The sequence below is a fragment of the Candidatus Methylacidiphilales bacterium genome (genome assembly GCA_025056655.1).
Classification (GTDB): Bacteria; Verrucomicrobiota; Verrucomicrobiia; order Methylacidiphilales; family JANWVL01; genus JANWVL01.
This window is the reverse complement of the sequence record JANWVL010000150.1, coordinates 19,194-32,847: the sequence shown is the minus strand read 5'-3', so window position 1 is coordinate 32,847 and position 13,654 is coordinate 19,194. Positions and strand designations below refer to the sequence as shown.

General features: G+C 45.5%; 13 protein-coding genes. 9 read left to right on the top strand and 4 right to left on the bottom strand.

Going from position 1 to position 13,654, the window contains the following annotated elements; translation table 11 throughout:
• The 7 genes from NZM04_09975 to NZM04_09945 all read left to right on the top strand — a co-directional run.
• Positions 1-694, top strand: a 694-nt coding sequence (locus tag NZM04_09975; protein ID MCS7064345.1) for a glycosyltransferase, incomplete at its 5' end; no start/stop codon positions are given.
• Positions 691-1,488, top strand: coding sequence for a glycosyltransferase family 2 protein (locus tag NZM04_09970; protein MCS7064344.1), 798 nt, complete (start codon positions 691-693; stop codon positions 1,486-1,488). The genes NZM04_09975 and NZM04_09970, both read left to right, overlap by 4 nt.
• Positions 1,489-1,556: 68 nt before the next feature.
• Positions 1,557-4,010, top strand: coding sequence for a phosphoenolpyruvate carboxylase (locus NZM04_09965; protein ID MCS7064343.1), 2,454 nt, complete (start codon positions 1,557-1,559; stop codon positions 4,008-4,010).
• A gap of 61 nt (positions 4,011-4,071) precedes the next feature.
• On the top strand, positions 4,072-5,034 hold the full coding sequence (gene trpS / locus NZM04_09960; protein ID MCS7064342.1) for a tryptophan--tRNA ligase: 963 nt from the start codon (positions 4,072-4,074) through the stop codon (positions 5,032-5,034).
• 1 nt (position 5,035) lies between these two features.
• Positions 5,036-5,815, top strand: coding sequence for a segregation/condensation protein A (locus NZM04_09955; GenBank protein ID MCS7064341.1), 780 nt, complete (start codon positions 5,036-5,038; stop codon positions 5,813-5,815).
• Positions 5,816-5,843: 28 nt separating this feature from the next.
• Positions 5,844-6,578, top strand: a complete 735-nt coding sequence (gene scpB, locus NZM04_09950) for an SMC-Scp complex subunit ScpB (GenBank protein ID MCS7064340.1) — start codon at positions 5,844-5,846, stop codon at positions 6,576-6,578.
• Positions 6,547-6,891, top strand: a complete 345-nt coding sequence (locus NZM04_09945; protein ID MCS7064339.1) for a chorismate mutase — start codon at positions 6,547-6,549, stop codon at positions 6,889-6,891. The genes scpB and NZM04_09945 overlap by 32 nt, the downstream gene beginning before the upstream one ends.
• A 2-nt stretch (positions 6,892-6,893) precedes the next feature.
• Here NZM04_09945 and NZM04_09940 read toward each other — a convergent pair whose 3' ends face one another.
• Positions 6,894-8,132: a 3-deoxy-D-manno-octulosonic acid transferase gene (locus NZM04_09940; protein MCS7064338.1), complete on the bottom strand. Its 1,239-nt coding sequence runs from the start codon at positions 8,130-8,132 to the stop codon at positions 6,894-6,896.
• Positions 8,133-8,245: 113 nt separating this feature from the next.
• Positions 8,246-8,962, bottom strand: a complete 717-nt coding sequence (locus NZM04_09935; protein ID MCS7064337.1) for a ubiquinone/menaquinone biosynthesis methyltransferase — start codon at positions 8,960-8,962, stop codon at positions 8,246-8,248.
• 72 nt (positions 8,963-9,034) lie between these two features.
• Between NZM04_09935 and NZM04_09930 the strand changes: the two genes are divergently transcribed.
• On the top strand, positions 9,035-10,105 hold the full coding sequence (locus NZM04_09930) for a hypothetical protein (protein MCS7064336.1): 1,071 nt from the start codon (positions 9,035-9,037) through the stop codon (positions 10,103-10,105).
• 9 nt (positions 10,106-10,114) lie between these two features.
• Positions 10,115-11,356, top strand: coding sequence for a glycosyltransferase family 4 protein (locus NZM04_09925; GenBank protein ID MCS7064335.1), 1,242 nt, complete (start codon positions 10,115-10,117; stop codon positions 11,354-11,356).
• 6 nt (positions 11,357-11,362) lie between these two features.
• Here NZM04_09925 and NZM04_09920 read toward each other — a convergent pair whose 3' ends face one another.
• Both NZM04_09920 and NZM04_09915 read right to left on the bottom strand, forming a co-directional pair.
• Entirely contained in the window at positions 11,363-12,814 is a 1,452-nt protein-coding gene (locus NZM04_09920) for a PhoH family protein (GenBank protein ID MCS7064334.1), read from the bottom strand.
• A gap of 23 nt (positions 12,815-12,837) precedes the next feature.
• Positions 12,838-13,638 (bottom strand): superoxide dismutase, encoded by an 801-nt coding sequence (locus NZM04_09915; protein ID MCS7064333.1) that lies wholly within the window; start codon positions 13,636-13,638, stop codon positions 12,838-12,840.
• Positions 13,639-13,654: the final 16 nt, after the last annotated feature.

Here is a 13,654-nt window from a genome sequence, read left to right as displayed (position 1 = left end):
TTTTACAAGCAAGCAAGAAGCCCTAGAGGCTGCACAACTTATTCCAAAAATAAAGTCCAGAATTTTGCCACTAGGTATAGATATCGGATTATATCAAAAAGGCTATTCAGAAAATTTTTTAAAGACATACCCTGAAGCCAGGGGCAAAAAGTGTATTCTTTTTCTCTCTCGTATAGATCCGAAGAAAGGTTTAGAGATTTTAATACCAGCTTTCGCGGCCATTTATCCGTTCCACAAAGACAGCCTGCTTATTATAGCCGGGGATGGACTTAGAAGTTATGTTCAGAGCCTCAAAGCCCTTGCCTTTAGCCTTGCATTAAAAAACGAAATCCTTTGGACAGGTTTTCTCTCTGGCCAAGAAAAACTGGACGCACTGGCTGCTTCGCATGTTTTTGTTTTGCCCTCTCAATCTGAAAATTTTGGGATTGCAGCCGTGGAAGCTCTGGCATCTGGACTTCCTGTCATCACAGGAAGAGGGGTTGCAATCTCGGAATGGATCGTTGCTTATAGAGCAGGTTACGTAGTAGAGGAGCATACTACCAAAGACTATACACAAGCACTTCGCAAAGTGCTTATAGAAGACACTAGTCCAATGAGACAAGCTGCATTGAAGTTGGCAAAGGAGCAATTCTCGCTTGAAAAAATGGGTTCAAATCTACTAACACTCTATCGCTCGATTCTTCAAGAAAAATGAATTTAGACCTTATTACTCCGTTAGTCCTGACTTTCAATGAGGCCCCAAACATAGCACGGACGCTCCAGGCTCTTACATGGGCTAGGGAAGTGGTGATTGTTGACAGTGGTAGCACTGATGAAACCTTAAAGATAGCTAGAAGCTTTAACAACACAAAGGTCATTCATCGTCCGTTTGATAATCATACCAACCAGTGGAATTTTGGGATTAGCCAGGTATCCACTCCATGGATTTTGAGTCTTGACGCGGATTATATTGTCTCCGCTGAGTTTCTCGATGGTATACGCAGGCTTGATGTAAGCAATCCGTGCAGCGTTTATTACGGGCGTTTTAAATTCATACTTTACGGTCGTGTTCTAAAGACGAATATATACCCCCCGCGTGCGGTTCTTTTTAGACGAGGGATGCATGTCTATATACCTGATGGACATACACAAAAATTAGACATTAAAGATCAGCGCAAGCATTTCATCGATGGGTATATCCTGCATGATGACCGTAAAGCATTCGAGCGTTGGGGACGCAATCAAATCCAATACGCCCAGCTCGAAGCTCAAAAGCTTTTAAGCACGCCCCCTTCCACTCTTGGACGAAATGACCGTTTGCGTCTCAAGCTCTGGATCGTGCCACTTCTTATGCCCTGGTATTTGCTCTTGATCAAAGGCCTGTGGCGAGATGGACTCTCGGGCTGGGCCTATATTCTGCAGCGCACTTGCGCCGAGATTCTGATTGCATTGGCAGTGATTGAGCAGAAAAACCAAAGAGTAAACTCTCGCCATCCGAATCTAAAGTAGTGTAAAAATACGGCTCTCAGTATTCTGATAACTCGCTTTGTGATTTTTTATATTTGTTGACCATCAATATGCCTACGACTCTACGTCAAGACTTAAAAACGATCACGAAAGCGTTGAATCAGATCATTTCAGCTCAAGCTGGCCAGCGGATTTATCACCAAGTAGAGAAGCTACGCCACCTCTGTCGCAGCAAGACCTACCAAGAGCAGGAACATACAGCCCAAAATATCCAAAGGATTCTTTCTCGTCTCACTCTCAAGGAGGCATATGCTATCACGCACGCTTTCAGCCTCTACTTTCAACTCGCTAATTTTTGTGAGGAAAGAGAGCGCGTGCGACGCCTCACTGCAGACCCTTGTCCTCGACAATCCATACGCGATACTCTTTCCGAGCTTAAACGACAAGGTGTAGGTCACGAGGAGCTCCAAAAAATGTTGGACAGTTTAGAGGTCACACCGGTCTTCACTGCGCATCCGACTCAAGCCCGCCGAAGGAGTGTTCTCACGCATTTCATCAGACTGCAAGGGCAATTTGAAAATCCACATGAGATACTAGAGGCCTTGTGGCAAACGGAAGAGGTCCGTGAGCAAAGAATCACGCCTTTGGATGAGCTTAGCCATTTGCTTTACATCTTCGAACATACAATTGCTCAAGCAGTTGCAGACTTTTATCGATCTTTTAAGAATGCCCTTCAAGAATTCTACCCGGAAGTTACACTTAAAAGGCCCATTCTTCAATTTGCCACTTGGGTGTGTGGTGATCGAGACGGCCATCCATTTGTTACTCCAGAAGTCAGTGCAGCGGCACTCAAGCAGCAACGTCAACAGGTCTTCTCTCTTTATGCACGGCAAATCCAAGCTCTAACGCAGGAACTATCCCACAGTGATCCGCAGGATCTGGAAGCACGTCTTCAGCGAGAGCTTAAGGATTTTGATCTATTGAAGCGTTCCGATGTGAGTAAAACTCGACTTCGGGAGCTTTTGGAGAAAATACATCTCGCTAAAGTTTCCTCGCAAGAGTTATTAGTGGAATTGTGCGCAATCAAGGAAAGTCTTCTTGCTCAGCGTGCTACTTATGCTGCCAATGGCCGTATTACCGATCTGATTCATCAAATCATGATTTTCCAAGATTACTTTGCGTCGATGGACTTTCGTGATCACAGCGGTAAGCTTGAATCGGCACCCGAGGATATTTTTGAACAACTTCGAACCATTAAAACTCTACAGCAACGATACGGTAAGCACGCTGCGGATCACTATATACTGAGTATGACGCAATCCGCAGATCAGCTTCTCCATATCCATTCGCTTGCAAAGAAGGTTAAGTTGAGCCATCTCAACATCGTTCCTCTTTTTGAAACAATCACTGATCTTAAACATGGGCATCTTATCCTCGAAGAACTATGGAGAAACGCTTCATACCGCGCGCATCTCAGAAAAATGGACAACGTTCAGGAAGTCATGCTCGGGTATTCCGATTCCAACAAGGACGGCGGCTATCTAGCGGCAAATACATATCTCTACTTTGCTCACAAAAAGATATATGAGAAGGCTAATGAACACGGTATCACTTTGAGGCTCTTCCACGGCAAAGGCGGCACGATCGATCGAGGAGGTGGTTTAAGTTACCGTTCGATTCGTGCTCAACCTCTTGCTTGTCCTCATGGCAAGATAAGAATCACTGAGCAAGGCGAAGTGATTACCTTTAAGTATCCTAATCCCACGATAGCTGTGCGAAATCTTGAACAACTCACTTCTGCCTCTCTCTTAGCCTTGTATCAAAATCTACGATCGACATCTCCTCCGCATCTGGCGCAGTGGGAGAAGATTTTGCAGGAACTGGCGGACCTTTCTTTTGAGCATTATCAGAATTTGGTTTATCGAACGCCAGAGTTTGAAAAATACTTTTACGAAGCGACACCCATTACTCTGATTGAGCACTTAACGATTGGATCGAGACCAAGTCGCAGACGCACTTCGACTGATATACGTCAACTTCGTGCGATTCCGTGGGTCTTTTCTTGGTCACAGTCCAGACATTTTCTTTCTGCTTGGTATGGAGTCGGTCATGCTCTTAAAACTTTTATCGACTCACATAAGCAAGGACTTAGTCTGCTGAAAAAAATGGCGAAAGAATGGCCATTTTTTGCGGCACTAATGGATAATGTCGAGGTTTCTCTTGCAAAGACAGACCTACATATCGCTTCTCGATATGCTGAGCTTGTCAAAGACAAATCCGTCCGTCAGAAAATTTTCGGTTTAATTAAAACAGAATTTGAAACTACTCGTCACTATGTGCTCCAAGTGATGGGCGATCCGCATCTTCTTGCACGGCAACAAACGCTTGCAGATTCAATTCGCCTGAGAAATCCCACGATTGATCCATTGAATTACCTGCAGATTCGCTATCTGCCTGAATGGAGGAAAATACTCGAAGAAGGACGCAGCCCGACGATCGAGCTCCATCGCTTGCTATCGTTGACGGTAGCAGGCATTGCTTATGGGCTTAAAGCTACGGGGTGATTGGTTAAAAATGAGGAAAAAGCTGGTCACATGAGCCCCGGATGGATATTAGCCGATTTTTATGCGGATTCTTTCGGGCATACAACCCTCTGGTGCGCTGCATTTAGGTAACTACTATGGGATGATGCGGCGTGCTCTAATGCTACAAAATGAAGGAGAGGCTGTCTATTTTATCGCAGACTATCACGCGTTGACGACTGTGCATGATGCTAAAGCTTTAAGGGAAAACGTATGGCACGTAGCCGCTGCCTTTCTCGCTTGTGGTCTTGATCCTCGACGCTCGCTTCTCTTTCGCCAGAGTGCAGTGCCCGAAGTGCACGAGCTTGCATGGTTGCTTTCGATTGTAACGCCGGTGGGTCTGCTAGAGCGATGCCACAGTTACAAAGATAAAATTGCTCGAGGAATACAAGCTTCGCACGGACTCTTTGCTTATCCAGTTTTGATGGCAGCCGATATTCTTCTGTATCAAGCGGATCGAGTGCCTGTGGGGAAGGATCAAAAGCAGCATATTGAGGTCGCGCGAGATTTAGCGATGAAGTTTAACCACATCTTTGGTGAAGTTTTCAGAGTTCCTGAGCCTGATATTCAGGAGACGGTGGCTGTGGTGCCTGGGTTGGATGGGCAGAAGATGTCGAAATCCTACCGAAACACAATTGAGCTTTTTTGCAGTGCAAAAGCTACGGAGAAAAAAATCATGGCGATCAAAACGGATAGCACTCCGGTGGAAGCTCCGAAGCCGATAGAAGGCTCGCTGTTAATTGCATTCTATCGTCTTGTAGCTACTGCCGATGAGCTTCAAGAGTGGATCGCCTCGATGCAAAGAGGCGGTATTGGCTACGGTGAATACAAGAGACAACTGGCTGCTAAGCTGAATCAAGCTCTAGAGCCGATAAGAGAGCGTTATCTTTACTATGAAAATCATCGTGACGAAGTGTGGGACATACTCAAAGAGGGGGGTGTGCGTGCCAGAGGCTTGGCTAAGGAGACACTAGAACGAGCGCGTGAGGTGACTGGAATATCTTAACATGTTCCTCAATCCTGAGTTTATCGAGAATCCTCCGGCCCCGCTTCGCGTGGACTTGCCGACGTTTCAGGGCCCGCTGGACTTACTCCTTTATTTGATAAAAAAGGATGAGATAGATATTTACTCTATCCCGATAGAGCGAATTACCGAAGGTTTCCTGAATCACTTAGCCTTGATGCAGGAACTGAATTTAGAAATTGCTGGGGAATATATCGTGATGGCAGCCACGTTGCTCTATCTGAAGAGCCGCTCTCTTCTGCCCAAAGAACAACAAGCTATTCTCGAGGAAAACGAAGAAGAGGATCCGTGTTGGGAGCTTATCCGACAACTTTTAGAGTATAAAAAGTTTAAAGAACTATCATACAAGCTTGGTGAATTGCGTGATAAGCAGAGCAAGGTGGCATGGCGAGGGAGTGACGACAGGAATTTAATAACCAAGAAGGTCGAACGACTAGGAGATGATGCGATTTTTGCATTGTTTGAGGCTTTTCAGAAAATTTTAGAACGTTTTGAAAAAGAGGAGCAGCGACTTATTGGCGATCGCTTCACAGTAGGAGAGAAAATCGTATGGATCAGGGAATTGCTCGCCAATGGGAAGCGTATAGCATTTTCTGAGCTTTTCTCAGATGCAAGGGATCGAGAGGAGTTGATTGTCACGTTTCTAGCTGTTCTCGAATTGGTAAGGCTCCGGCAGATACAAGCGCTACAGTCCACTTTATTCGGCGAGATAGAGTTAGTTGGTTTATCGGACGGTGATGAGGCTTTGCCCAGTGGGCAGTAAAAAGATGGATGAAATTGGGTTTTAATTTATGAATCCAAGTGAAACGTCAAATTTGAAAGGGATAAGGCTCGAGCAGGTTATTGAAGCTCTGATTTTCGCTGCGACGCGAGCAATTTCAGTGAAAGAATTATTCAAAATTATACAAGAGGTAAGGGCGGAGGGGAGCGATAGTGTGCAAGAAGAGGTTACTGAAGAAGTCATAATGGCGAAAGTAAAGGAGCTGCAGACGCGTTATGATATTGAGGAAAGGGCTTTCCGAATATATGAGGTGAATGGAGGTTATCGTTTCGGCACTCGTGTGGAGTTCGCTCCATGGATAGAAAAGATTTTCGAGGAAAAGCCTGCTAAACTGAGTCCTGCAGCTTTAGAGACGCTTGCTGTGATCGCTTACCGTCAACCGATTTCACGTGCTGAGATTGAGTCCATACGTGGGGTCGCTGTGGATGGAGTGATACAGTCGTTGTTGGAGCGTAAATTGATTAAGGGGGCAGGTCGAGCCGCTTTGCCGGGGCGTCCGCAACTCTATCGTACGACAGACGAATTTTTAGAATTTTTTGGATTGGCGAGTTTAGATGAGTTGCCCGATGCGCATGAATTGAGGCGGGTGGAAAAGCAAGGGGTAGAAGAGCAGGGGACAGATCTCTTTGAGAAAAATGTAGTCTCTTGCGCGGATGATGAAGGATTGACCAATCTGAGAGAATCTCAGCAGAATGCTGACGTAAGAAGTAAAAATGAAAACGGAAGAGGCAGAGAGTCAGCTTAAAAAATTACGTGAGGAAATCGACGTGATTGATGAGCAGATTTTACTGCTGTTGATCAAGCGCCTCGGGATTGCATCACACGTCGGGAGGATTAAGTCTTGTCTGAATTATCCAATATTTGATGCGGAGCGAGAACGAGAATTACTTAGGCGATTGAAAGGGATAGCGAAAGAAAAAGTAACAGATGTGCAGCCTAGTATGGAGGAGTTAACAGACGCCCTTGTGGATGAAATGGTGGAGGGCGTGTTCAGCAAGATTCTTTCTTTGTCTCGCTGTGTGCAGGAGAAGAAAATTTCTGAAGGAGCTCATCGGTGAAGTTATTTTTGATTGAGGAGATGGAGGGCTGTTCTCTTTGCTGCGCCGCAGGATTCCTGAAATAGTTTTTGGGCGCGTTGAGCAATGTCTTGTGCTTTTTGAGGGGAGGATAGCAGCTCGAGAAGAGTGGGTAGGAGTTGGTTTTCGTTTTCAAGTTGTATAAGTGCCTTTTGATTTACGAAGGCTTGGGTCTGAGGCAGGAAGTTTTCCATGTTGGGCCCAACGATGATGGGCTTGCCTGCTTGTGCTGCTTCGATGAAGTTTTGGCCTCCATGGGCTCGAAAGCTTTTTCCGACTATGACTACCGTTGCGAATGGGAACCACGATCGGAGTTCGCCCGTTGTATCAAGGATCAGAATATCGATTGATGGAGGGGTAGATTCTGGCGAGAGTTGCGAACGCAAGATGGCTCGATGTAGGTCAAGGTTGCGGAATAGTTGAAGAATTGAAGAGCCTCGTTCTGCATGGCGTGGCGCAATAACACATTTTAGTTGCGGAAAATTTTTGTGGAGCGTGGGCCAGAGTTCTGCGATCATTGCTTCTTCGCCAGGATGGGTGCTTGCGACTAGTAAAATAGGCGCTTGCTCGGGCCACTTTAGCTTATTGAGTATTTGCTTGGGTGCTGTCGAGGGAGCAGACCATGTTAAGGCAGCGACATCATATTTCATACTGCCAGGGCAGACGATGCGGTCTGATGGAAAGCCAGCTGCACGCAAACGAGGGATATCTGACGGATCTTGTGCGAATATAATCTCGAGATGATCAAGTAGTGGGCGGATGAAGAACGAGAATTTTTGGTACCGTTGTGCCGTTCGGTCGGAGAGTCGGGCGTTGATTAACGCGATGGGGACGTTGAATGCTGAGGCTTGCCAGATCATGTTTGGCCAGATTTCAGATTCGATAAGGAGAAGCTTGCGTGGGCGGATCTTCATGAAGGCGCGGCGTTGGATAAATGGAAAATCGAACGGGGCGAAGAGGACAAGTGTCCGTTCATCCTGTAACGGAAGGGCAACTTGATGACCGGTTGGAGTCGTAGTTGTGATCACAACTCGCACGTGTGGGGAGAGGGTTCTCAGCTCGCGAAGCAGAGCACGAGCAATAAGAACTTCTCCAACGCTTACGGCATGAATCCAAAAGTCATGAGCTTTTTCTAGGCGATGTTCCTGTTCGGCGCGGTAAATGGTGAGACGCTCAAGAAAGTGATAGTTAAAGAGGCGGCCTCGTTTCCACAGGCGATACAAGTAATATGGTGACGCGAGAAGGAAAAGGATAGTGAAAAGCAGGTTATAGGTCAGTTTGATAAGTATGCTTTTCACGGTGATCAGGACCTGAGGTTTAAAAAGCGGAGGTCGTTTTAAGGTTGAGCGTGGGCAGTGTAAAGATAAACGACACCTCCCCAAAGAGGCCGTGAGTGTGGTCGGTGAAAACCTGCTTCTGTGAGTATTTGCAAGAAGCTTGTATGAAAGGGGAATGAATCAACTGAACGGCGATAGTAGTCATAGAAGTCTCGACGTTTAGAAATTAAGCCACCGATATAGGGGAAAAGTTTTGAATAAATGGGATAGAACAACTGAACAAAAGGTGAGATAGGGCGTCCACTCTCGAGTATGTGAATTGTGCCGTGTGGCAGAAGAAGATTATGAAGTCTTTGAAGGGTTTCCTTTGGATTTTGGATGTTGCGAATCACCCAAGCCATCGTGATCGCATCTAACGAATGAGGCGGTATATTGAGATTGGCCGCTTCAGCGTGGAGCCAGTGAATACTTGCTGTTGTAGTAGATATGTGTGCGGCCTTTTTTTTCGCTTGCTCCAGCATGGTGGCTGATGGATCGACGCCTAAGATATGAGCTTGTGGAAGTGATTTTGCGAGGCTTATTGCGACGTCACCCGTGCCAGTGCCGAGATCTAAAATTTTACAGCTAGATCGATGTTTGTGAGAAGCGACTACTGAGTGTATGAGTTGATTCCTCCATAGTCGGTGAAAACCAAGAGTCATTAAGTTATTTGAACTATCATAATTTGTAGCGATATCATTAAAGCCACGGATGATATCTTCTTGTTTCCAAGGCATTTTGAGAAGGATGTTGTTTTGCTCAGGGTTTATTTGTTATGAAGGAGGATAACTGAAGGTTCTAAAAGGGGCATGGCTAAAATTTTGTATGGAATAATGGGGAACACTTGGGGGCACTGGGCGCGTACGGCTGCGATACTCAGTCGGTTGCGAGGTAGGCATGAATTCTTTTTTGTGGGAGGTGGTAGAGTGGCTGAGAGAATGCGTGGAGAAGAAAATTTTTTGGAAGTGCCTGTCTTGCGAACAGTTCATCGCAGGCAAGCGGTGTCGGTCTTTGGGACTATCGGTCATGCATTAAATTGTATTTGTTCTTTTCCTAACGTGCTAGAGAAGGTCTGTGCGGTAGCAGAAAAATTCAGGCCGGATGTTGTAGTGGTAGATCGAGAATTTTTTTTGCCGTGGATAGCGAAGTTGAAGAAGTGGCCGCTGATCTCTATCGATCATAGTCATGTTTTGAAAGCTTGTGAATATGAAGTTCCGTGGGGGCAGAAGGTTTCGTGGGGCTTGGCAATGGTTAACGATTATCTTCTCTATGACGTTAGTCGCCATAATTTGATTGTATCTTTCTTCCATCCGGGGTTGAAAAGGACTCAGAGGAAGGGTGAACTGAATCTGCTTTTGCCTCCTGTTTTACGTGATGAAGTAAGAGCATTTTCGCCACGGCGTGGGGATTATGTTTTTGTTTATCAGTCGAGCGCAACTTTCAGCCGTCTTTTAGAACCGCTTAAAAAGCTGGATCGGGAAGTGGTCATATACGGCATGAGCCATTGTGAGAAACAGGAAGGTAACTTGATCTTTAGGGGGTTCAGCGAAAGACGCCTTTTGGAGGATTTATCCGGTGCTTCTTATGCGGTAGTGAATGGTGGTCACAACGTAATCTGTGAAGCACTCTATTATGAGAAACCGATTTTATGTTTTCCCATTCGGGGTTTATTTGAGCAATTTCTAAATGCATGGTATGTGCGAGCATTAGGATATGGGGACTACTCTTTAGATTTGTCTCCTAGTCTTGATTTATTCAGGCGCTTTGAGATTTCATTGGATAAATACCGCGAAAAGATTCAGAGGGGTTTTGAAGATGGCACGGAAAGAGTATGTCAAGCTCTCGAGGCAGCTATTGCTCTTTACGCTGAAAAAAGCTAAAAGGGATAGATGGAGAGTAAAATAAGGCTTGCTTATTTTTGCTCGGAGTTTCCCGTGTTGACGCAGACATTTCTCGAGCGTGAAATTCGTGAGCTAGCCAAACAAGGATTTGAGATAGAAATACATTCCTGCTGCACGAAACATGATTTCAACCAAGATCCGCCTCCACCAGAGGGCACATCCGTGTATCATTTTCCTCTTATAAAAACTAATAAGTTCATCAAAAAATTCATCGTTGCATTTTGGAGAGAGTGGCGCAGGCGACCAATATTACTATTGGAAGCGATCCGGGGGATATTGGAGTGGAAGACTCCTATAAAAAGAGAAAAGATCAGCTACACCTTATGGGGAGTCTATTTTGCTTTGGAAAAAGCGGAGTATTTTCGAAACAGTGCCATCAAGCACATCCATGCAACATGGGCAACAATGCCAGCTACTGCAGCACTTGTAGTCGCCTACTTAGCGAATAAAAGTTTTAGTTTTGGCGCTCATGCTTATGATTTGTATCGAGATGGGGGCGATCCTTATTTGCATTTGAAGCTCCAGGCCGCGAAGTTTGTTCACACCACTACCCATGAAAACGTTCGTCATCTTACACGGCTTGGAGCAGAGCCTCAGAAAATAGTTTTGGCTCGTCGGGGATTGGAAGAACTTCCTCCAGTCAAGGAGAAGAGAAAAATAGAGAATAAAGTGCGTATTCTCTCTGTGGGGAGACTTGTGCCTAAGAAGGGACATATTCATCAGATAATGGCTTGTTATTTGCTGAAACAATGGGGGATAGACTTTGAGTTAACGATTATTGGAGATGGGGAGTTAAAGCATGACTTAATAGATCGAGTGAAGGAGCTGGGATTGGATAACATTAACTTCGTCGGGGCGCTTCCTTACAGCGAGGTGCAGAGGGCTTATGAATGGGCAGATATTTTCTGGCACACTGGGGAGATCGATCAGCATGGAGATCGGGATGGCTTGCCAAATGTTATTCCTGAGGCTTTTTCACATATGTTGCCTGTAATTTGCTCTCGAATGGCTGGTGCAAATGAGGCAGTGACGCATATGGAAACGGGTCTCGTAGTTGATCCCACTGATGAAGAGCAACTTGCTAGAGCTGTGAAATTGCTTGTGAATGACGAGCCTTTAAGAAAAAGATTAGCTGCTAATGGACGACGTTGGATAGAGGAGAATTATTCTATCCAATCGAATGTAGCTATTTTAGCAAAAGCATTCCGTAAGGTAGTTGCTCGGCTTTAGGATTAACTACATGAGTGATGCGCCGATTTCTGCAAGTGGGCTTCGCTCTCCTTTATGCAAAGCAACATGAGCAGCAAGAGGATGGCCTTTTAGGCGGTTGCGGGTGTAAACCAGGCCGTTGGATCGTGAATCTACATAGGGGTTGTCAATTTGTGCGGGGTCTCCGACCATCACGAGTTTAGATCCTTGGGACATGCGAGTGACAATCGTTTTTGCCTCTCGGGGGGTGATTTGTTGAGCTTCGTCTAGGACAAAATAACGTCTGGGGATGGATCGTCCTCGAATGAAACACAATGCTTCAATTTCAATCAGGCCTTGTTGGATCAGTCTTTCGTAGGGTTTGACAGGCTTCAGGGAAGATGAACCGTTGTGCTGCGGTGAGAGGATCTGGGAGAAAAGTTGGGTGTTCTTATTTGCTCGTTTCTTTTTGCCGAAATATTTCGGATCTGGGTGGGGATAGGCTGGGATCAAAATTTCGAGGGCATCGTAGATGGGTTGTAGCCAAGGTCGCATTTTTTCCTCCAAGGTCCCTGGCAAAAATCCGATTCCTTCTCCCATCGTTACAACGGGGCGGCTGATTGTTATGCCATCGTATTCGCGTTTCATTACTTGATGTAGTCCTGCGGCCATCGCCAAAAGGGTCTTACCAGTGCCTGCGATGCCGTAGCATGTGACTAAGGATATTTGAGGATCTAACAAGGCATCCATCAGGCAGAGTTGCCCAAGGTTTGCGGGTTTGAGTTGGTAATAAGGAGAAGTAGGAACAGTTTGCGGGACGATTAACCTACGAAAAGTATTCTCTCCGAGATAACGTGCAGGGACATGTTTGCGACCATCGGTTGTAAAAGTGACGTATTCATTAATGTAAAAATCAAGTTTTCTTGAGGCAGGCAACTGAATCTGCCCCGTGCTCATAAATCGTTGCAATTCTGTGGCGGAAAGTTCGAGTGATGCTGGTAATGTGGATTCAACATCTAACGGGGAGACTTTATCCGTGCGGTAATCTTCAGCCTCTACGCCGATGGCGAGAGCTTTCAGATAAAGATTGATATCTTTGGTAACAATAACAGTTCTATCAGCCGGCCTGCTTTCTTTAAGGTAAAGGGCAAAAGCTAGCAGTCGATGGTCAACGGTTTCCATCTGTGGAAATAGTGCAGCAAGCTCTCTCCAACGCCGATGTTTCTTAGTGAGAGTCATCCATGGGTTGATACCGATAGAAATTTTGCCTCCAAATGTTGTCTCTACACCTTCTAAAATTGAGCATTCAGCACTTGGGAATAATTCCATCAACATTCGGTGAACGACTCGGGCGTTAGCGCCTCGCTCGCTCATCTCGTTTTTAAATTTATCTAATTCTCCAAGGACTTCTATTGGTATCCAGACATGATTATCCTCGAATGATTGGATGCTCTGGGGATCGTGGAGAAGAACGTTTGTATCGAGTATGTAATTTTTCAAATGATTTGCGGAGGGTTATATCATCAGCGAGTTGAAACAGGCCTTTGAGTTATGGGATGTGACGTGGAAATCTCTGCTATAAGTTTGCGATAGCGTTCACATATAAAATCCCAATTAATAATTTTGAAAAAGGCATCTAAGTAATCGTTGCGACGATTTTGATACTGCAAGTAATAAGCATGCTCCCAAAGATCCACGCCAAAGATAGGAGTATGACCGTGCATGAGCGGATTGTCTTGATTCGGTGTGGTCTCAATATGGAGTTTCAGATCTGGGGTCAGGCTTAACCAGCACCAACCTGAACCAAACACACTCATGGAGTGTTGAATGAAGAGTTTTTGGAAATCTTCATAGCTTCCGAATGCTTCTGAGATGGCGTTGCCAAGCTCATCAATAGGTCGACCTCCGCCATTTCGCTTCATACAGTTCCAGAAAAGCTCGTGGTTGTAGTGTCCACCGCCTTGATTTCGTAAGACCATACGCGCCTCCTCAGGAAAGGCGTCCAGATTTCTCAATATCCATTGGATATTTTGGCGGGAATTAAGGTTGAGTCGAGTTACCATTTCTTGTAAAGCCTGGTGATACCCCGCATGGTGACGCCCATAGTGCAGATCCATTATCTCCCTTGAAATAAAAGGCTCCAGAGCATCTGGATCGTAAGGGAGAGGGTTGAACGGAATAATTAACGGCCCTGAATCTTGCTCAGTTGAGGCTCTTGGCCCACTTGTATTCTTATTTCGTCTAGATGTATTCTGAGGTAGTGTTTGTAATGGACAGAAAAAGAGAGCACCTGCACTTATCCACAGCCATTCCCTGCGTGTCATAGTATCATATGTAGAC